Source organism: Nonomuraea pusilla (assembly GCF_900109355.1).
GTDB lineage: Bacteria > Actinomycetota > Actinomycetes > Streptosporangiales > Streptosporangiaceae > Nonomuraea > Nonomuraea pusilla.
This window is the reverse complement of record NZ_FOBF01000008.1, coordinates 90898-110736: the sequence shown is the minus strand read 5'-3', so window position 1 is coordinate 110736 and position 19839 is coordinate 90898. Positions and strand designations below refer to the sequence as shown.

At 74.3% G+C, this 19839-nt stretch carries 14 protein-coding genes; all 14 read right to left on the bottom strand.

What is annotated here, in order from left to right:
- On the bottom strand, positions 1–1737 hold the full coding sequence (locus BMX74_RS18580) for a TOMM precursor leader peptide-binding protein (RefSeq protein WP_091101773.1): 1737 nt from the start codon (positions 1735–1737) through the stop codon (positions 1–3).
- A complete protein-coding gene (locus tag BMX74_RS18575) occupies positions 1734–3560 on the bottom strand; it encodes a hypothetical protein (RefSeq protein WP_091101770.1) in 1827 nt (608 codons plus the stop codon). The genes BMX74_RS18580 and BMX74_RS18575 overlap by 4 nt, the downstream gene beginning before the upstream one ends.
- Entirely contained in the window at positions 3548–4912 is a 1365-nt protein-coding gene (locus BMX74_RS18570) for a SagB family peptide dehydrogenase (protein ID WP_091101769.1), read from the bottom strand. Before BMX74_RS18570 ends, BMX74_RS18575 begins: the two co-directional genes overlap by 13 nt.
- A complete protein-coding gene (locus BMX74_RS18565; protein WP_055501097.1) occupies positions 4912–5913 on the bottom strand; it encodes a thiopeptide maturation pyridine synthase in 1002 nt (333 codons plus the stop codon). The genes BMX74_RS18570 and BMX74_RS18565 overlap by 1 nt, the downstream gene beginning before the upstream one ends.
- Positions 5913–6812, bottom strand: coding sequence for a lantibiotic dehydratase C-terminal domain-containing protein (locus BMX74_RS18560; RefSeq protein ID WP_055501098.1), 900 nt, complete (start codon positions 6810–6812; stop codon positions 5913–5915). The genes BMX74_RS18565 and BMX74_RS18560 overlap by 1 nt, the downstream gene beginning before the upstream one ends.
- Entirely contained in the window at positions 6809–9241 is a 2433-nt protein-coding gene (locus BMX74_RS18555) for a lantibiotic dehydratase (RefSeq protein ID WP_091101767.1), read from the bottom strand. Before BMX74_RS18555 ends, BMX74_RS18560 begins: the two co-directional genes overlap by 4 nt.
- Before the next feature lie 61 nt (positions 9242–9302).
- Complete coding sequence (locus BMX74_RS18550) at positions 9303–9467, bottom strand: thiomuracin/GE37468 family thiazolyl RiPP peptide (protein ID WP_176573252.1); 165 nt, start codon at positions 9465–9467, stop codon at positions 9303–9305.
- A gap of 132 nt (positions 9468–9599) precedes the next feature.
- Positions 9600–10844 (bottom strand): coproporphyrinogen-III oxidase family protein, encoded by a 1245-nt coding sequence (locus BMX74_RS18545; RefSeq protein WP_091101764.1) that lies wholly within the window; start codon positions 10842–10844, stop codon positions 9600–9602.
- Between the two features lie 28 nt (positions 10845–10872).
- Entirely contained in the window at positions 10873–11991 is a 1119-nt protein-coding gene (locus BMX74_RS18540) for a methyltransferase (RefSeq protein WP_091101762.1), read from the bottom strand.
- 41 nt (positions 11992–12032) lie between these two features.
- Positions 12033–12680 (bottom strand): DUF5969 family protein, encoded by a 648-nt coding sequence (locus tag BMX74_RS43090; RefSeq protein ID WP_143078693.1) that lies wholly within the window; start codon positions 12678–12680, stop codon positions 12033–12035.
- 127 nt (positions 12681–12807) lie between these two features.
- The gene (locus BMX74_RS18530) at positions 12808–13842 is read right to left on the bottom strand and encodes a cytochrome P450 (RefSeq protein ID WP_091101759.1); all 1035 of its coding nucleotides are present in this window, start codon (positions 13840–13842) and stop codon (positions 12808–12810) included.
- Positions 13839–16325 (bottom strand): lantibiotic dehydratase, encoded by a 2487-nt coding sequence (locus tag BMX74_RS18525; protein ID WP_091101757.1) that lies wholly within the window; start codon positions 16323–16325, stop codon positions 13839–13841. Before BMX74_RS18525 ends, BMX74_RS18530 begins: the two co-directional genes overlap by 4 nt.
- Positions 16322–18211: a TOMM precursor leader peptide-binding protein gene (locus tag BMX74_RS18520; protein ID WP_091101755.1), complete on the bottom strand. Its 1890-nt coding sequence runs from the start codon at positions 18209–18211 to the stop codon at positions 16322–16324. The genes BMX74_RS18525 and BMX74_RS18520 overlap by 4 nt, the downstream gene beginning before the upstream one ends.
- Positions 18208–19014, bottom strand: a complete 807-nt coding sequence (locus tag BMX74_RS18515) for a TetR/AcrR family transcriptional regulator (RefSeq protein ID WP_091101753.1) — start codon at positions 19012–19014, stop codon at positions 18208–18210. Before BMX74_RS18515 ends, BMX74_RS18520 begins: the two co-directional genes overlap by 4 nt.
- Positions 19015–19839 lie beyond the last annotated feature (825 nt).

Below are 19839 nucleotides of genomic sequence, written 5' to 3'. Positions count from 1 at the left end.
TCACGGGAACGGGTGCGGGTCGGTGGTGCGCGCGGCCGCCAGCCGCGGCAGGTTGTCCAGCCGCCGGTACTGGTGGCCGAACGTCATCGGCAGCGCGCCGGGCACCAGCACCTTCACGCAGCGGAACCCGCCCGCCAGGTGCTCCGGCGTGGTCTGGTCGACGACCACCACGTCCATCCCGGCGGCGATCAACGCGTCGATCATGGCCCGCAGGTCGGCGGTGAGGTCGTCGCCGGTGAACCGGGCCGGGCCGAAGCCGGTCCGCGGGCCGTCGGCGCGGCCGGTGAGGAACGACAGCCGTTCGGCCGCGGCGGGAACCGCGTAGAGCAGCGAGTGGTCGTGCATGGTTGCGACCTGCTCGGGGTCGCGGACCATGGCCTCGGCCCGTTCCCGCTCCTCGGGGTAGCGGCGGATCACGTCGGCCAGCAGCGGGCCGAGCTCGCTCAGCGCGTTCATGGCGGCCTGCTCCAGCGTGAGCGCCGCGCCGGCGGCATGGGCGGTGGCGGGCCGGTCCGACCGGTGCTCGACGTCCACGGCCATCGCCCACACGCTGGGGATGCCGTGCTCGGCGGTGGTGTCGAAGCACAGCACCCGGTGCCCGGTCTCGGCGGTGATCGCGGCGGCCTGCATGGGCAGGACCGGGTCGCTCGCCAGCGCGAGGTCCAGCACCGGGACCTCCCGCCGGGCGTGCCAGGTGAGCAGGAACGCGTCCCGCTCGACCACCTCCAGCAGGCCGTGCAGGATCGCCTCCTCCAGGCACGAGCCGAGCGCGCAGCCGTTGGAGACCTCGAAGACGAATGGCTGCTCGCCATCCGGCAGGTGCCTGGCGTAGTAGTAGACCTGGTTCTCCGGCACCAGCACGGGCTGGGCCTTGGCGAAGGAGTAGCCCCACACCCACCGGCACACGGTGTCCTCGGTGAAGCGCCGGAAGGCGAAGCCGGGCCGGTCGTAGTTCTCCTCGGGGTGTGTGCCGAAGGTGTCGGGATGGACGGCGTGGCCGGAGATGTCGCGATACGCGGCGGTGACGCTGGTGCGGCGGCCGCCGGGGCTGACGCCGCCGTAGCGCTCCAGCGCCTCCAGCACGGCGACCAGCCTGCTTGCGGTGTAGCTGCGGGTACGGCCGACCCCCGGTTCCAGGCCGTCGCCTGCGCGGATCGGCAGCATGGCGCTGGCCACCGTCAGTCCGCCCTGCACGCCCGACTTCAGCGGCCGGATCATCCCGACCCGGCCGTCCACGTACGTCTCCAGCAGCGCGTCCAGCTCGACCGGCCGGGTCCGGGGACTGCCGCCGAGCTTGCGGCGGGGCCGCAGAGTCAGCTCGGCCGGGCCGTCCGGCGGCAGGCCGCCGCAGCGCGGGCAGAGCGGGTCGGGCAGGAACCGGTGCCTGCTGATCTCCAGCGTGGCGAGGTCGATCTCCAGCACGGCGCCCGCGGTGCGGGCGTCGGCGTCGGCCACCAGCGCGGCGGTCTCGCTCGCGACCAGGACGCGCACCAGGTCGATGGCGAGCGGGGTGAGCCACTGGCTGGGCTCGGGGGCGTGCCGGGCGCGTACGGCCTCGGCCTTGCGGGCGTCGGGCTGGACCCGCGCCGCCCGGATGCGCACGCAGGCCCGGCATCCGGGCACGCCGGGCCGCTCCAGCGGGCCGATGACCACCCGGCGGACTTCGGTGCGCAGCGGCAGCACCGGCCCGTCGCCGATCGGCACGGCAAGCTCGCCGTGGTCGGGCAGGCGGATCATCGGCACACCACTCGGACGGCGAAGGGCAGGATCGCGTGCACAGCCTGGTCGTGGTCCAGCGGCACCGCCAGCGGGCGGTGCCCCCGCTCGGCCAGGCGGGCCGCCAGCCGGTCGGCGTCCGTGCCGGGCACGGTGGGCGCCGGGTGGTTCCCGCGCAGGTGCCCGGGCAAGGGCCTGTCAGATGGTGGGGCGTAGACGGGCTGGTCGTTGATCTCGGCCTGGCGCAGCAGCAGCAGGTCGCGCAGGCACGCGGTGACGGCGGCGTCCGTGGTCATGCCCGCGCCGCAGGCGGTCGCCCCGCCGGACAGCGTCCCCACCACGACCGGCACGCCCAGCGGCCCGGTGACGTCGTGCACGGTCAGTTCCTCGCCGAGCGCCCCCACCATGGCGAGGAGGTACGCAGGCGCCCCGGCGAGGTCCGCCCGTCCGTACGGCTCGCCGGCGTGCCCGGCGCCGGCGAGAGTGAGCGCGGCGGCCTGCGCGACCAGGCCCTCCGCGACCGCCTCAGCCCACGAGTAGGCTGCCGCCGCACCAAGCGGCACGCCCGCCGTGCTCCCGCCCGCCGTGCTTGCGAAGACCTCGTCGGCCGGAACCAGACGGGCGGCCCCGTCCGCGAGGTCGTACGCCCACACCCGGCCGTCGACCAGCCTCCGCCGGTCGAGCGCGAGAGTGCCGGCCAGGGCGAGGGCGGCGCGCGCCGCGCGGTAGCGGGCCTCCTCGAACGTGAGCCCCGCGCCGGTGACCGCGGGCCGCGGCGCGGAGCCGATCAGCCCGCACGGGTCGGCCACCGTGGTCGCCGTGACGTGCAGCGGCAACTGCGCGAGGTCGCCCTCGTCGATCTCGGCGAACAGCCCGACCGTCGAGTCCATGAGCCGCTTGGCCCGCCGGGAGAACTCCGCCTCGCTCAGCGCGGGCGCCGCCCGCAGCGCGGCGACCCGGTTGAGGAACGCCGCCTCGTCCAGCGGTGCGGCGGGCAGCTCGAACGGGTGCGCCACCACCGGGTGCGCAGTGCTCGCCAGCGTCCGCGGATCGAGCACCACCAACCGGGGCGGCGCCTCCTCGCGCAGCCCGGCGAGGACGCGGAAGACGTCGTGCGCCACCTGGCCGGCCACCACCGCGACCGCTACCGGATCGAGCGGCGTGCCCGTCCGATCCACGCCCGTGAGCGCCCGGTGGCGGCGCCACGCGCTCGCCCAGCAGCTGCCGCGGGCCGCGGGCTGCCACCAGATGCCGTCCGGCCCCGGCATGACCTGCGCGAGCAGCACCCCGTCGGCGGCGCACCGCCGTTCCAGCTGCGCCGCCCGTTCGGGCTCGGCGCGCTCGGCCACGTGAACGACCACCCGGGCCGAGCCCGCCTCCTCGCCGATCTCCACCCGGCGCAGCCCGGCGGCGGCGCAGGCGCGGCCCACCGCGGCGGCCAGCGGACCGGACCCCACGATCGCGATCGGGGTGTCGCGCACGTCCTCGAGGACGCGACCGGGCGAGTCGTGGAAGTAGCCCAGGTAGGCCAGCAGGGCACGGTGCTCGGCGCGTTCGGTGTCGGTGAGCGTGTCCGGCACGGTCGGCCCGACCTCGCGCACCAGGCCGAGTTCGGTGAGCGTGCTGACCAGTCTGGCCACGAACCCGGCGCGGTCGGCGGGCAGGCCGGCGGTGAGCTGGTCGAGCGTGCGGGTGCCGTCGAGCAGCGGCGCGAGGCGGTCGAGCCACCGGTGCACCGAGGCGCCCGAGATGAAGGTCTCGCCCTGGTGGCTCAGCACGTAGACGCCGCCGTCGACCTCGGCGTAGTGCGCGTCGGGGCGCAGGAGGAGGTTCAGAGCTCCCATGCCGCGGGCTCCTTCCTGCGGCTGCCGACCATGAACTCGCCGACCGCGCACTCCACCAGCCGGTCCCGGCCGGTGGCGGCGGTGAAGGCGAGATCGTCCCCGCTGCCGAGCGCGCACGGGGCCAGGTCCATGGCGGTGGCGACCGCGTACAGCGTCTGTTGCAGCACGCCGACGTGCTTGAGCATGAGTGCGTACCCCATCGCCTCGTACTTCCACAGAATCCGGCCGACTCTCGCGCTGATCACCAGCAGGACCTGGGGCGGCGCCTTGGCGGCGGACGACTCCGTGGCGACCTTCAGCATCCTGCGCACCGCCGGGTGGCCGGCGGGCCGGACCTGGCGCAGCCGATGGTCGTGCGCGTCGTAGTGGTACATGCCGGGGTCGAGGCCGCGGGCCAGCCGCACGACCGGGTACACCTCCAGCTCGTACGCCGAGCCACCGGCGGGGTACGGCTTGCCGGCGTACTCGAAGCCCTCCAGGTTACGCAGCAGCCGCACCCGTGCGCACCGGTAGAGCAGCTCGCCGAGTTGCTCAGCGCTGATCGGATCGTCGTCGTCGTGGTCGCGGACGCTTTCGCGGTCCTCCAGCACGGCGGTGAGCGTGGGGTCGGTGCGCCGCAGCGCCGCGAGGTCCGGCCGGGCCAGCTCGACGGCCGGGCCGGGGTAGGGGGACGGCCGCGCGGGCGGCGGGTCGTGCCGGCCGCGGGCCCAGAACGTGCCGCCGAAGTGCGCGCCGAACCAGCCCCGGTTCCCGAGCCGGCTGCGTTCATGGAACCACAGCTCGTGGGTGCTCCACTGCCGCCGCTCGAACGGCTCATCCCGCTCCGCCAGCATGCCGGCGGCGGCCAGGTCGGCGCGCAGCGCGGCGGCGGCCTCGGCGGGCAGGCCGCCGTCGCCGGACGGGTCGGCGAGCAGCGCGGCCACCGCCGGGTCGTGCACGTGGACGTCGCACCAGGAGCCGGGCATCTCCAGCACCAGCCCGTCGGCGGTGTTGCGCAGCAGCGCGAACCGCGACAGCGCCGGTTCGTCCTGCGGCGGTGGCGGCGCGTCGGCGGGGGCGGCGACGGGGGTGACGGTGTAGAGGTCGCGTCCCGCGTACGCCACCGTCTTGCGCAGCCAGCCGCCCGCGCGCAGCAGCTCGATGGCGGGCGCGAGGTCGCCGGGCTCGTTCAGCGGCAGCGCTCCGGCGGCCAGGCCGTCCAGCAGGGCCAGCAGCTCGGGGGTGGCCCGGCCGAGCGGCGTGGCGTGCGGCCAGGCGGCGAGCATGAGATCGCCGCCTGGCGCGGTGGCCCGGTAGACGCCGGGCCGCAGTGCCCACCGGTGCGTCACCGCGGGCTCGACCTGTACTGACATCACGCGCCTCCCATGGCGATCTCGATGGCGGACACCCCGTACTCCTGCTCGACCGCCGACGCGGCGAAGTGGCACAGCAGCGCCCGCTGCACGGCGTTCACCCCGAGCCGGGACAGCTGCAGGTACGTCAGGTTCAGCAGCAGCCGGTAGCGGCGGAACGGCGCCGAGCGCAGCACCTCCTCGTGCCAGGTGCGGTTGCCGCGCAGCGCCCGGTGAAAGGCGGTGTCGGGCCGGGCGACCGCGTCCGGCCCGACGGGCTCGACCAGCAGCGCGCCGGAGGCGATCAGCTCGTCGCCGCGGCCCGCGAACCGGTCGAGCAGCCCGGCCCACGCCCGGCCGCGCGGCGTTCCGGCGACCACCGAGGTGATCCGCGCCCGCAGCGCCCCCGCCCGGGCGGCGTACTCGGTGTCCCAGCGCTCGCGCAGGCCGGGCGCGCTCGCCAGGAACGCCTCCGCGTGCGAGCGGAACGACACGAATCCGCCGCGGACTCCGCCCTCGGCGTGCGCGTGCGCGGCGGCGACCATCAGTTCCAATGCCGTCACCAGCCGCGACTCTCCCGCCCGCACGGCGTCGAGCTCATCGTAGGCCGCGGCGCTGGCGGCGGTGTGGAAGTCGTGGAACAGCTCCTCGGCGGCCGGACCTCCGAGCACGTGTGCGCGGGAGCGCGGAGCCGCCCGGTGCAGCGTGTTGTCGGCGTAGAACGGCAGCAGGGGCTCGTCGATCCACTCGGCGGCGGCGAGGTGCCGGTGCTGCGCCAGCAGCCGGTCCCGGTCGATCCGGGCGCGCGACGGGTGGACGTGCAGCCAGGGCTCCAGCAGGTCGCGGACCCGCTCCCACGACGGCTGCGCGGCGTCGAACCACAGCTCCAGGTGCGGTCCGCGGACCCAGTGCCGCTGGAACCAGCCGCGGCCGGGCGTCCCGGCCAGCAGCGGCCGGGTGGCCAGGATCAGCCCGTCGAGGTCTGGATCGTGGTAGGCCACGTCGACGCGTCGCCAGCTCATCATCGCCTCCCCACGGGCGCGACCTCGCGCAGGGCCCGCGCGGCGAGCAGCCGCAGCCGCACCTCGGCCGCCATGGACACGCCCAGCCGGTTGGCCGCCAGGTGCGCGCACATGTCGAGCACCCGCAGCCGGTCGGGCGGGGCCAGCGCGGCGGCGAGTCGGTCGAACGTCGCCGCCCACGCGCGCAGGCTGCTGCCGGGCGCGTCCGGGTCAGGAACGAGGTCACGCAGCGCGCCGGCCAGCCCGGCCACGCGCTCCCGCACCCGGCCGTACTCCTCCGCCACGCGCCCCTCAGGCAGGTCCCGGCCGCCGCGCCAGCCCCGGCACAGCGCCTCGACCGCGCCGATCAGCTCGGCATCGACCGGCTCACCAGGCGGCTCATCGAGTGGGCGGGCGGCGTACCAGGCGAGCAGCAGGACGCCGAGCACTGCGAGCTCGCGTTGGTTGCCGGTCGGGCGGCGGTCAAGGACGTCAAGCGCGTACCGGCTGGACTCGACGAAGTGCCGTTCGACGGCGCGCAGCGCGTCGCCGGTGCCGTACTTCGCGGTCTCCGGCCGGTACGCCGCGAACTCCACGGTGTTGTTCGGCCGCAGCGTCGTCAGGTGGCCCGTCATGCCCTCGCGGGCGGCCAGCACCGGGGCGACGCGGGCATACTCCTCCTGGGAGGTGGTCTCCGGCGCGGGGTGGGCGGCGAGGTAGGCGTCCAGGTGCCGGGCGACCGCGACCTGGTCCGCGCCGCGCAGCCGCAGCCGCAGGTGGCTGCCCCCGTCCCAGTAGCGCAGGAAGAAGAAGTCGGCGGCGAGCGCGCGCACCAGCGGCGCGACCGCGTCGCGCAGCAGCGCGTCGAGGTCGCCGCGGTAGTGCACGTGCGCCGCGAACCAGCCGGGCCGTTCGGTCATTGCTCGCTCCCCCGGTCGCCGATCTCGACGTGGTACTCGGTGACGTGCGCGGGCGAGCCGTCGGCCAGCGGGTCCGGCAGGGCCTCGTCGATGACGAGGGCGGCGTTGGTTCGCGCCTCCCGTTCGAACAGGGCGACCAGATGCCAGGAGGCGAAGTCGACGTAGAGCGGCTTGCGCGCCTTGCCCAGCGCTGCGCCCGGCTTCCAGCCGCGCACGAAGCACCGCTCGGGGATACCGTGCGCATGCCGCCACTCGGCCAGCGCGAGCAGGTGGTCACCGTCCACCCCGGTACGCGTGGGCAGCAGGCCGGCGGGCACCGTCCAGCGGGCACGTTGCAGCACCACGTCGCCGACGCTCACCCTGGGGAAGCGCCGCGCAGAGGGGGCGCCGGCCAGGTCACGCAGCGCGATGAACGGCGGCGCGCTCGGGTGGAACAGGTAGGTGGGCGCGAAGGCGCGTTCGAGGAAACCGGCCACGGCCGGCAGCCCCAGCTCGCCCATCATGCCGAGGTGCACCGGTTCGACGCGGCCGAGCCGGTCGCTGTGCAGGTGGACCAGGTCGGTGTCCGGGTCGTGCACGACCATGAGTGTGCCGAGCGGGACACGGTGCCGGGGGTCGCGGCCGGACGTCGCGCCGGGGTGATCGATCTCGTACAGCGTGCTCGGCGTGCGGGTGTTGAGCGCGGAGCCGAACCTGCCGCCGAACTCGGCACGCGGCAGGCCGGAGCGGGGCGGGCGCGGCGTCGCGGCGCCCGCCCGGGCGAGGAGGTGGTGGACGCGGCCCGCCGCGCGGCCGTGCCCGGCATGCACCGCGTTCAGCACCACCCCACCGGGCAGGGTCTGCAGGTAGAAACCGGTGGAGGCGGGCCAGGTCAGCCAGGCGGGCCAGTCGGCCGTGTCAGCCAGCACCTGCCGCCGCTCGAGGACGCCGGAGCGGGCGAGATCGCGGGCGCGCGTCCGGAGACGGTCCAGCTCACGCAGGCGACCGTCACCGGTCAGGTCGAGGAACCACGGCATCGCGGCGGGGCCGAACAGGTGCGGCAGCGCCGCCGTCGCCGCCCGGCACGCCTCCAGGAAGGGCGTGCGGGACCCTGAGCCGAAACGTTCGCGGCAGAACGCGCCGACCCCCACCCGGACGGGCACCTTCCAGTCGAACACGGCGAGCCAGCGCCGGACCGCGTCCAGGTCGGCGAGCACGCCCGCGGGCAGCGGTGGCGGCGCCGGACGTCCGGTGCTGACGTCGTGCTCGTGCGCGGGATCGGCGGGCGGGTCGATGCCGAGCCGGTCCGCCACGGCGGCGGCGGCCGCGGCGATCCTGGCGCGGCGCCGGCCGGGCGAGTCCACGGTGGCGGCCACGGGCCGCGACGCGGCCGCAAGCTCGCGCAGCTCCGGTGCGCACACCTGGCGGGCCCAGGCGCCGAACGGGTCGGGCTCGTCGTCGTGGACCGGCGGACACGGCAGCAGGAGCTGCGCCGCCACCAGCCGGTCGACGAACGCGGCCGCCTCGCCCGGATCCGCCCCTGCCTCGGCCAGCAGCTCCGCCAGCCGCGGCGCGGTGGGCCGGGTCTCGGCGTGCCGCAGGCACAGCTCCAGCGCGGCGGCACGCCCGGCGGTGGCGATCTCCTCCTTCGGCCCGGCCTGCTCTCCCGCCGCCGCGCGGACGGTCCGGACGAACAGCAGCCCCTGGGCGGTCCGCGTCAGGCTGGGGTTGGGGCGCAGCGGCACCTGGCCGGCCAGTGCCAGGCCGGCGAGCAGCGCGTCGCCGACGGCGTCGAGGAACGCCCCCGGCGGCTCGGCCACGGTGAGCAGCTCCGGGACGGCAGGGCCGTCGCCGGGCCGCCCCGCCAGCGCGCTGACCATGAAGGAGCCGTACGGGCTGGTCTTGGCCGCGGCGCGTGTCAGGTACTTGACCAGGCGGAGCACCTTCCCCTGCCGGGGCGCGCGGCCGGGGTCGGCGAGCCAGCGCTCCAGCGTGCCGGTCAGCTCACCGCCGGACAACGCCAGACCCCGCCGGAACGCCGGGGCGGCGCAGGCGGCGCGTACGCGGTCGAGCGCGTCGGCGCGCTCCTTGTCCAGCGTGCCGGCAAGGTCGCGGCGCCGGTCCTCCCAGTCGTGCCGGGCCCGCACCCAGGCGGTGACCCGCTCGGCCAGCGGGGCGGGCAGGGGGCACAGCCCGATCAGCCGCGGCGACGGGGGGCGGTGCCCGGGGGCGAGCGCGCGCCGCAGGCCCACCAGCGCGGCGCGGGCGGAGCCGGCGGTGCCGATCAGGTCGAACAGCTCGCAGGACAGCGCGGACGCCTCGGCGGCGAGCCGCCGCCGCTCAGCGGACAGGTGCGTGACGAGCTCGGCGGTGTGCGGCAGGCGCAGGTCGGCGAGCACGGCGGCGGGCAGCCCCGCCACGCGGACCACGATTTCGCGGCCCACCTCCATGATCTGTCTCCTCACCCCGGGCGGAGTGCCGCCGGCCTGGGCCGGCGGCACTCCTTGACTGCTACGCGGACGGGCTGCAGGAGCAGCAGAAGCCGCACACGCAGTTGCAGGAGGCGCCTACCTCGGGCATCCCGTGGCCCGCGGTGAGGGATTCGACCTCCATGCCGCTGTCGGCCATCTCGAAGACGTCCATGGGCAGGTCGCTGAGGTCCAGCTTGGATTCCATCTCGCTCATCTCCTTTCCGTTGTGACCCTCATTCCTTCGCGAGCCCGCGGCGGTCGACCGGCACACCCGTCCCCACGCGGGAAGGGCACACGGGTTCACGAAGACTGTGCGAGCAGGCGCGCAGGACCGCGGTCATCCGCCGGGCTGCTCGGTCGCGGCGTACAGATCGACGCTGTTCATGGTGATGTAGGCCGAGGCCATGTCGTCGCGGTGCAGCCGGATGCCGCGCGAGTCGACGATCAGCCTGCCGCGGCGGTTGATCTGTTCGAGCATCCGGCGCACTGCGGGCTCCTCGCACGCCGCCCGCAGCGAACGGCCGGTGCGCAGCTGGAAGGTGCGCGCGTCCATGCCGTCGACCGTGGTCAGCGCCTGGGCCAGGAAGTGGCGTGTCAGGTGGGGGGCCGAGGCCGGGGTGTCGGAGTCGAAGCGGTGCGGGGCCGTGCTGAAGCGGTGCAGCCCGCCTCGGTCGTTCAGCAGGAAGCGGGTCCCGACGAGGGAGTTGGCCCCGGAGCCGAACCCGATCCAGTCCATCGTGAGCTTGTAGTAGACCTCGTCGGACTCGCAACGGGGAGCGCCGAAGTAGGCGGTGGCGTACTCCTCGAACCCGTACCGGGCGAGCAGGTCGCGGGCGTGGTCGTACGACCGGAGCTGCTCCGCCACGTCGATCCGGCCCATGCCGCGGCCCACCTGCCGACGCATCACGGTGCCGCCGGTCGGCCGGTAGGGGTAGACCGAGAAGTGGTTGACCGGCAGCGTTACCGCGTGCTGGACGGTGCGTGACACCTCGTCGGCACCCTGGCCGGGGAACCCGACGATGAGGTCGATGTTGATGTTGTCGAAGCCGGCGCCGGCGGCCATCCGGACCGCGCGCTCCGCCTGCTCGGCGGTGTGCACCCGGCCGATGCGGCGCAGGCGCGCATCGTCGAACGCCTGCACCCCGATGCTGATCCGGTTGAACCCGGCCGCCCGGAACAGCTTCAGCTTGCCGGGGTCCATGGACTCCGGGCTGCCCTCGATGGTGGCCTCGACCAGGCCGCCGAGGTCGAACCGCGCCGCCAGCGCCCCGGCCACCGCCTCGATCTCCTCGACGGTGAGGATGCTGGCCGTGCCGCCGCCCCAGTACATGACCTCGGGCCGGTAGCCGAGTCCGCCCAGCGTCGGCGCGTGCGTCTCGATCTGCTTGACCAGCGCCGCGACGTAGCGGCGGCGTGGCGAGGAGTCCGGCGTGAGCCGCAGATCCGCCAGCGGGACCTCGGTCACCCAGTCGCAGAAGTGACATTTTGAGTTGCAGAACGGCACGTTCACGTAGATGAGCAGCGGCTGCTCGGCGAGCGCGCCGTCCGACCCGCGCAGGGTCTGCGGGAGTGTGGTCGGCATCGCGGTCCCGTCCTGTCGGTGGGTGGCGTCAGACGAACCAGACCTCGGCGGAGCGTTTGGTCGCCGAGACGTCGGCGAGCCGTGCCGTGCCGCCGCCGTGCCGCGCGCACAGCTCGTAGAAGGCCACGTGGGAGCCGCCCAGCTCGGCGTAGTCGGCGGCGTAGCGCTCCTGCAGGACCTCGGCCGGCTCGCCCGAGATCGCGCTGGACATCAGCGACATGCTGCGCAGGAAGGACGAGTCGCGGTGCGCCTCGACGTGCGCGGTCACGGTGAGCAGCACGTCGAAGTCGTGTTCGCCGGCCCACTTACCGAGCCCGTCCATCACGACGGGCACGTAGCCGTCGCTGAGCACGCAGCCGACGATCCGGCACGCACCGCGATCGGACAGGTGTTCGGGCAGGCCGTCGAGGATGGTCCAGGAGATGTCGAAGCCGTCGCGGCCGCCGTCGCCGACGAAGGCGAACTGGACGTCCTCAGGCACCGGCAGCAGCGGCGGGTTGGACACGATGTCGTCGAAGACCTCGCCCGGCACCGCGCCGTAGAGGTCGCCGAGGCGGACCTCCATCCGGTCGCCCAGGCCGTTCATGGCGATGTTGGTGCGGCACAGTGCGGCGGCGACGGGGTTGATCTCGACGGCGGTGACGCGGTCGCTGCGCAGCGAGGCGGTCAGCGCCTGCACGCCCGGCCCCGCGCACAGGTCGAGGGTGTGGCCGCCGCGATGGGTCACCATGCGGTGCACCAGCGCGAGCGAGTCGTCGCCGAAGTACATCGTGGGCGACGGGTGCGGGCGCTGGCACCACAGCCATTGGCCCATCGGCCGCAGCAGGATGAGGTTGGGCAGCCACACCGCGCCCTGCCCGGTCTGCACCAGGCCCGCGGCGGCGAGCCCGGGGACGACGTCGCCGACCCGGGCCGGGAGGTCGTCCTGCGGCACTGCCCGGCCGAGCAGGAAGAGCTCCATCAGCGTCCGCAGCGGACCGTCGATCTTGGCGGCGGTCTGGGCCCAGATGTGCGCCTGCGCCTTGTGCGGCAGGAAGCACGTCAGGATCTCGCCGTAGCCGCTGCGGTCGAGCGCCGCGGCCAGTTCCCTGAGGTCGGCGGCGACGGCCGCCTCGTCGATGTCTACTTCGAGCGCGCTGCTCAGCATCCCGCCTCCATGGGGTGTGATGTCGTGATCTCGTGGCGGGGTCAGCGCACGAGCGCGGCGACGATCTCGCGGTCCGCGCCGTCGGCCCTGGTGTGCAGCTCGAACGCGACGCCTCGGTACTGCGCCCGGTTGACGGTGATGCCCTCACCGGCGTCGGCGTCCTCGATCACGGTGCCCGGGTCGAGCACGACGCGCTTGAGCAGGGTGCGCTGGTAGAACGTGGACAGGTAACGCTCACCGAGGCGGGCCGACAGTTCGCTGGTGGCGTAGCCTGGATAGATGCGCAGCCGGCCGCCCGGCGACGCGGCGGCGGAGCCGGCGTGAAAGGGGTTGGGCTGCACCTTCTTGGCGATCTCACCGCGATTGGCGATGGCTGTCACCCCTCCGTCGGAGGATATGCGGAATGAGATGTTGGGCCCGGCAGGCGGCTGCGGATCCGCACCGATCTCGCACAATTCAATCATCGAGTGAATGGTCGCGAGCCATGCTTCTCCGCTTAATGCCGCCAGCTTTCCGACGAATGCCTGGAACGCTTCAGGGCGGTTGAACGCCTGGTCGACCCCGGCCTCCCGGAGGGCCTTTTCCGGTTCGGCGCGCAGCTCGGCGGCGGCCTCCGGCTCATTGTCGACTTTGCGTAGATATGCGGACAGTGCGCGAAGCCTGTCACGATATGGGTGTTCTGCCGACACGATTCTCCCTCGGATTCTCGCACCGAATTCGTGCACCATTCCCGGAATCGAGAGTATGACCCGGGTATGATCCGCGGCAAGAAACGGACACCCGCTGACCAAATTCGTTTATTCGGTTCTCTGGCCACTACACACGAATCGGGATTCCCGCAAGCGGGCTGACCGCCAATTCCTCGCACGTACGCCTGAGCGTGGCCGGGCCGGCCGCCGGCCGCAGTCCGGGGACGTGCTCGGCCAGCGCCTGGAGCGCGGCCCGGAGCTCCATCCGGGCCAGCGCCATGCCGATGCACGCGTGCGCGCCGCGGCCGAACGCCAGGTGCCGGCCCGCCAACCCCCCGGCGGGCCGGTCCGGGTCCCGGCCGGCCGCCGCGATCGACGGGATCACCAGTGCTCCCGTGGGCAGCTCCCGCCCGCCCAGCCGGACGGGCTCGAGGGTGCGGCGCAGCAAGGTCCGGTCGCCGGGCGGAGCCAGGCGCAGCGTCTCCTCGACCAGATCGGCGATCCGCCGGGCGTCGCCGGCCAGGCTCGGCAGCGGCTCGGCCAGCGCCGCGAGCAGACAGTAGCCCAGCGCGGCCACCACCGCCGCGTGGCCGCCGAAGACGATGTTGAGCACCACGGCGAGCGTCTCGTCGTCCACCTGGCTCCGCAGCCGCCGGCGCAGTTCGGCGAACGCCGCCGCCCGCTCCCGGTCGGGCACCCGCGCCAGCGTGAGCACGGTGGCCATCGGGCTCAGCTCGCCGACCGGCAGGCCGACCAGGTGCCCGACGAACAGCGCGAGCACCCGATGTGAGTACGGCTCGGCGAACGCGCTCACGAACTCGGCCTCCGCCGGGATGCGCTTCGCCAGCGTGGCGGCGATCTCCGCGGCCCGCGGCCGGAGCCGCTCGACGGCGGCGGCGCCGGTGTGCGCCACCACGAGCCTGCGCAGCCGGTCGTGCTCGGGCGGGTCGGTGTTGAGCAGAATGCCGCCGTCGTCCTCCGTCGCCGCCGCGCGGCTGTACCGGGCGTCGGTGAGCACCGCCGCCACATCGGCGTACCGGGTGATCAGCCAGGCCGGACCGTACGGCGAGTCGACCCGCGCGACGGGGCAGCCCTCGCGCAGCCGGGCGTAGCCGGGGTGGATGCCGAGGGGGTGGGGGCGGGGCAGCGGGTACCGCGTCACCGGGCTCCTATCTCGATCGCCAGCTCCACCGCCCACTCGCTGTCGGGCAGTGCCTCGGTCAGTTCCAGGTCCCCGGCGGCCCGGGTGACGATCCGGTCGAATTCCAGCACCGACGGCCAGCTCCCGAAGTCGACGAACACCGGCTTGTGCCGCTTGTCGAAGGCGAGCCGATCCCTACGCACCTGCGGCTCGCGCACCCGGACGAAGCAGCGGCGCGGGACCCCGGCGGCGCGCAGCCAGGCGTGGACGGCGACGAGGTGGGCGGCGTCGTCGCCGCCCCGCCGGGGGATCTCCTCGCGGCGGACCGTCCACTGGGCCCTGGCGAGCGTGACGCGGCCCAGGTCGATGCGCGGACCGGCGGCCCGCGCCACGGCCGGCAGGGTCGGATGGGTGAGGTGGGTGGTGCCGAACGCCTCGACGAGCAGGCGAGCCAGGGGCGGCAGCAGCGTCTCCGACATCATGCCGGCGTGCACCGGCACGACGCGCCGGCCGGCGCGCGGCCACCACAGCTCGACGACGCCTCGCCCGGCGTCGTGCCGGACCTGGAGCTCGGCCAGCGGGACGCGGCGCTCCGGCGGGGTCTGGTTCACCGCGCCCGGGTAGGTCAGCTCCCAGCCGATGCCGGGCGCGTGCAGGTTGAGGCTGTGGCCGAACGTGCCCGGCAGCTCGGCCACCAGGCACGCACCGGGCGGGAGCTCACCGGGCGGGGACTCGGCGGCCGGGGGCCCGCCGGGCGGCGGCGCGGGCGCCGGCTCCGCGCCCAGCAGCCTGGTCCAGCGGGTGATGCCCCGGCCGTGGCCGCCGTGCGCGGCGTTGAGGACCAGCCGCAGGCCGTCCTGCCCCTGGAACGGCTGGACATAGCAGGTGACCGGCCCCGGATCGCGTACCCAGGCCGGCGGCTCGCTCAGCGCCTCCTCCGCCCGCCCCCCGGTGAGCGCGGCGACCGACGCGGCGCGCAACTCGCGCAGGCGGGTAAGGCACGGGTCGGTGGCTCCGGCGAGCGGGTCGGGGTGTTCGAGGAAGTCGGGATCCAGGGGCGTGCCCGGTTCGGCGGTCCGGACCCTGGCGTACACGTCCAGCAGGGGCGCGGCCGAGCCGGGGCCGAACCAGTCGCGTACCCGGTCGGCAAGGGTGAGGCGAAGCGGCAGCATCGGGTCGTGCACGGCGAGCCAGCGGCGGACCCGTCGGAGGTCGGCCAGCGCGGGCCGCCACTCCGGCAGCGCGCAGGCGACCGGCGGGCCGAGCGCCGACTCGCGCAGCACACGGCGGCGCAGGTCGGGCACCGGCATGACGGGCAGGCCCAGTGCGGGGAGTTCGGCGGTGAGGCGGCGGGCCACGTGGGCGCAGGCCGACGCCGACGGGTCGCCGTCGCCGAGCGGCCCAGCCTGGTCCAAGGCCACCTGGATGCGGTGCAGCGGGCCGGCGGGCGGAGCGGGCGCCGCCCAGTCGGCGAGGCGCGCGAATGGGCGGGCCGCCTGGCCGGGCACCGGCACGACGGCCTCCACCAGGCCGCCGCGCACCAGCCCGCTCAGCACCTGCTCGGCCGCCGCCGCTCCGTCGCTCGCGCCGTCACGCGTACCGTCGTCCGCTCCGTCGCCTGCCAGGCCGGCGCCGGTGAGCTTGGCGATCGCCGCGTCCCACCGCTGCTCGCCGCGCAGCAGCTCGACCAGGGTGTCCAGTGCGGAGGTCCGGTCCACCGCGCGCATCCGCCCGCCGGGTTCCGGGAACGTCAGCCGATCCCCCGACGCGTACGCGGCCGGCGACAGCCGCACCACCCGCGCGGCGGCCACCTCGGGCGTGCGCGGCAGCACGGACTCGACCAGCAGCCGGAGCCCCACGTCGGCCTCCACCACCACGGTCGGCGCCGTGTCCGGCACCTGCCAGGCCACGCCACCGTCCACCCAGCGGACCTCGTGGACGGTGGTGAACGTGCTGAAGGGGCTCGTCTTGGCCGCCACGCGCGTCACGTACCGCAGCAGGCTCGCCAGCGTGCTCGGTCGTGGCCGCCACCCCGGATCGGCAAGCCATCTCTCCAGGCCGGCGGAGAGGTCCGGGCTGGCGTGCGCGAGCCCGTGCCGCACCGCCGGGGTCGCGGCGAGCTCCCGCAACGCGCTCCAGGCCGAGCGCTCCTCGCGGGCGAGCACGTCCGGCAGCACGGCGCGAACGCGGGCGCGCTCTTCCCACAGGGAGATCCACGTCCGGACCAGCTCGGCCAGCGGCGCGGGCAGCACCTCGACGCGTTTGGGCCGGCGCAGTCCGTGCAGGTCGCGGCGGATCGCCACCAGGATCGGCTTGCGCGCGCCGGTGGCGCCGATCACCTCGTAGAGAGCGTCGGACAGCACCGCGGCGCGTCGGGTTAGCTCCTCGGTGAGGTGGACCACGCGGCCGGCGAGCCGGGTCGCCTCGGGGCAGGCCAGCCCGTGCAGCGCGGCGGCCGGCAGCCCGCCCACCCGGGCGACGGCGGGCGGCGCGGGGCGGCTCACGGGAACGGGTGGGGGTCGGGGTTCAGATCAGCGTGGCCGCGCACCGGCATGCCGCGCCCCCGCACCGCGGCTGGGTCGAGCAGCCTCGGCAGGCCCCAGGTGCGGCGGTTCTGCTCGCCGAACGTCATCGGCACCGTACCGGGCACCAGCACCTTCACGCAGCGAAGCCCGCCCGCGCGGTGCTCCGGCGTGGTCAGGTCCACCACGACCACGCCGAGCCCGCTGTCCGCCAGCCGGTCGAGGAGGAACCTCAGGTCGGCGGTGAGGTCGTCGTGCCGGAAGCCCTCCGGTGCCGGCGCGAAGGGCACCTCCTCCGTGCCGTCGGTGAGGAACGACAGGCGGCGCGCCGCCGACCGCACGCCGTACACGAGATAGTGGTCGATCATGGATCGCACCCGCCGGCCGTCCGCGACCAGCTCCTGCGCCCGGCCGGCGTGCTGTGGGAAGTGGTCGCGTACGGTGGGCACCATCGGCCCGAGCTCGGCCAGCGCGCCGGCGGCGGCGGGTTCCAGGCCGGGGCCGGCCGCCGCGGCGCTGATCGTGGCCGGCTCGCCGTCGGAAGGATGGCGGGCCAGTGCCCACACGCAGGGCACCCCGTGGTCGGGCGTGATGTCGTAGCACTCGACGAGATAGCCGGTTTCCGCCGTGATCGCGGCGGCGACCAGCGGGATCGCGGGGTCGCGGGCGGTGCCGAGGTCGAGCCGCGGCGCGCGGGCGCGGGTGTACCAGGTCAGCAGGAATGCGTCGCGTTCCAGCACCTCCAGGACGCCGTGGAAGATGGCCTCCTCCAGGCACGAGCCGAGAGCACAGCCATTGGCGAGCTCGTAGCAGAACGGCCGATCGTCGGCGGACGGGCCGTAGTGGACGTTGCGCTCGGGCACCAGCACCGGGCCGCCGGTGGCGAACGAGTGCCCCCACAGCCAGCGGCACACCGCTTCCGGGGTGAACGGCCGGTAGGGGAAGCCCGGCAGCGCGTAGTGCTCGGGCGGGTGCAACCCCAGCGACCGGGGATCCACCGCCAGGTTCCCGAGGGAGGCGTAGCAGGCGCGCACGGTGCCGCGCCTGCCACCGGGACCGATCGCGCCGTACCGTTCCAGGGCTTCGAGCAGCGCGATGACGGAGCTCCGGCGGTAGCTGCGGGAGCGGCCGAATCCGGGTTCGAAGGCGGTGGTGCCGCGCAGCCGGATCGGCGCGCCGGCGACGGCGAGCGAGCCCAGCGCGGCCGGGTTGAGCGAGTGGACCAGGCCGCAGTGGTCGTCGACGTAGATCTGCCTGAGCCGGTCGAGCCGGCCTTCGGCGTCCCACACCCGGTGCCGGTCCGGCGACGGTTTCGAGCGCGGCACGAGCGTGATCCGCGCCCGCGCCGTGTCGTCGTCGGGCAGGGCGCCGCAGCGCGGGCAGAACGGATCGGGCAGGAAGGCGTGCGGTGTCACGCTCAGGTCGGCCACGTCGACCAGCAGGATGCCCCGATGGGCCGGCGCAGGGGCTGTGACCAGCGCGGCCACCAGGTCGAGCGCCACCGGCGCGAGCAGCGGCGACGGTGTGGCGGCCAGGTGCGGGCCGTGCCGGAGCCAGGCGGCGGCCCGTTCGGCCGACCGGCTGGCGGCGCGGTGCCTGCGCAGGCTCAGGCAGTCGGAGCAGCCCGGCTCGCCCGGCCGTTCCAGCGGCCCGACCCGGACCCGGCCAGGCTCGGCGAGCACGGGCAGCACGGGCCGGCCCGTCGCCCGGGCCTCCGCGAGCACGGCGGGGTCCGGCGCGTCCGACACCGCCAGCACCACTTCGGGGTCGAGCCGGCCTGCCACCGCCGCGAGCCGGTCGGCGAGCAGGCCGCGACCGACGACGAGCGCGCCCGGGTCCTGTCGGACGTGCGCGCGCAGCACGGTCACAGCGCCACCGGGCGTTCGGCGCGCATCGTCTCCTCGGCCGGCATGAGTTCGTCGAACGCCTTGAACACCTCCGCCGCGGCGGCGTTGATCCGGTCGAGTTCGGGCACGCCGCCCGGTTCGAAGGCGCGCCGCACGGTCACCGCGACGACCTGGGACAACTTGGCCAGCCGTGTCTCGGCCAACGGTTTCGCGCCCGTGGAGTTCGCGACCGCTGAGAACGTCATTCCGCGCAGCATTTCACAGGTCGCTTTTCGCATAATACGCGGATCGACCTCGGAGCAGAGAAGTCCGTTTATGCGCAGTGCGTGAAGATAGCGATACAGCAGTTCGTTGAGATTTGCGAGGCTCGATCGGAAAACAGCGGATTTCGCGGGCCGCAGCGGTCCGAGCGTCGTCCGGTCGTCGACCAGCAACGCCTGCAGCAGTGGCCGGCAGGCGACGATGTGGAAGAGGTTGGTCGCCGTCCGGTGCGCCAGCACTTCGGCCGGATCGCGCCTGACCTGGTCCACGGCCGCCTGTGCGAGTACGGTGAACTCGCGGTCCAGCACCGCGTAGAAGATCTCGTCCTTGGTGTTCCAGTGCAGGTAGACGCTGCTTTTGGAGACGCCCGCCCGGCTTGCGACCTCCTCGACCGTCACGCGCCGGTATCCCCGCTCGGGCAGCAGCTCCGCTGCCGCGTCAACGATCCGATCCACCCGCTCGACGTCGCGTCGCCGCGCCGTCATGCGATTTTCCATCCTATCCATGGATTGGTAAGCGAACAGATACGGCTTCTCATCACGCCCCCAGCGGAACGGCAGCACGTCTGTTTGTGTTTGGCGATTACCCCACGCTTTCCGTCACCCTAGTCACGCCTGACGGAAGGTGTCAAGGAAAAAGCGGGCACCGCCCGGGTTTATGATAGAGAAACGCCGGCGGATCGATCGAGGTTCGGCGTCCGATAATTGACGTCTCAACCTGAGGATACGACGGGTCCGCGGTCTGTGAACCCGGTGCCGGGTCTCCGTGCCCAGGGCCGAAGCGTTCTCTTGTTGTGAACCCGAGTAGGTGAAGGCCATCGGCGGGGTGGCTGCGGTAGTGGTCGACGGCGGCGATATTGGTCCAGCCGAGCAGGCGGGTCAGGCCGATGGCCAGGCTGCGGAGACCGGCCAAGACGCGGGGAGCGCCCGTTCTCACCTTGCAGGCGTCTTCGCGGTAGGTGACGTCGCGGATGCGGTGCAGGGCTTCGATGTTCCAGTGGCCGCGGATCAGTGCGGCGAGCTGGGCGTGGGTGATCCGGCCTGGTGGGAGGCTGGTGATGGCGTAGATCGTGACGATGGTGGTCTTGTCGGTGGGGTGGTGGTGCAGCGGCGTTTGACCTGGATGGCAGGGCGTGTGGGATGGGCAGGTCCGGGCGGGCGGTGCGGATCTTCATCCGGCGGACCTCGCGACGGCCGTGGCCCGTCTCATCGGTGCGGTTGTTGAGGATGGCCTCGCGCCAGGGCAGGGCCTTGAGGCGGCGCAAGAGCGTGGGCTGATTGCCCTTGACGATGAACAGGTAGTGGCCGCCGGCGGCGATCTGCCGCGTGTGGTCGTGTTGGGGGTGCAGGGCGTCGGCAGTGATGACCATGCCGGCGAGGTTCAGGCTG

Bases quoted from the DNA above. Each gene is read 5' to 3' on its own strand.
- BMX74_RS18580 (WP_091101773.1), bottom strand. From the start codon at position 1,737: ATGATCCGCCTGCCCGACCACGGCGAGCTTGCCGTGCCGATCGGCGAC.
- BMX74_RS18575 (WP_091101770.1), bottom strand. From the start codon at position 3,560: ATGGGAGCTCTGAACCTCCTCCTGCGCCCCGACGCGCACTACGCCGAG.
- BMX74_RS18570 (WP_091101769.1), bottom strand. From the start codon at position 4,912: ATGTCAGTACAGGTCGAGCCCGCGGTGACGCACCGGTGGGCACTGCGG.
- BMX74_RS18565 (WP_055501097.1), bottom strand. From the start codon at position 5,913: ATGAGCTGGCGACGCGTCGACGTGGCCTACCACGATCCAGACCTCGAC.
- BMX74_RS18560 (WP_055501098.1), bottom strand. From the start codon at position 6,812: ATGACCGAACGGCCCGGCTGGTTCGCGGCGCACGTGCACTACCGCGGC.
- BMX74_RS18555 (WP_091101767.1), bottom strand. From the start codon at position 9,241: ATGGAGGTGGGCCGCGAAATCGTGGTCCGCGTGGCGGGGCTGCCCGCC.
- BMX74_RS18550 (WP_176573252.1), bottom strand. From the start codon at position 9,467: ATGGAATCCAAGCTGGACCTCAGCGACCTGCCCATGGACGTCTTCGAG.
- BMX74_RS18545 (WP_091101764.1), bottom strand. From the start codon at position 10,844: ATGCCGACCACACTCCCGCAGACCCTGCGCGGGTCGGACGGCGCGCTC.
- BMX74_RS18540 (WP_091101762.1), bottom strand. From the start codon at position 11,991: ATGCTGAGCAGCGCGCTCGAAGTAGACATCGACGAGGCGGCCGTCGCC.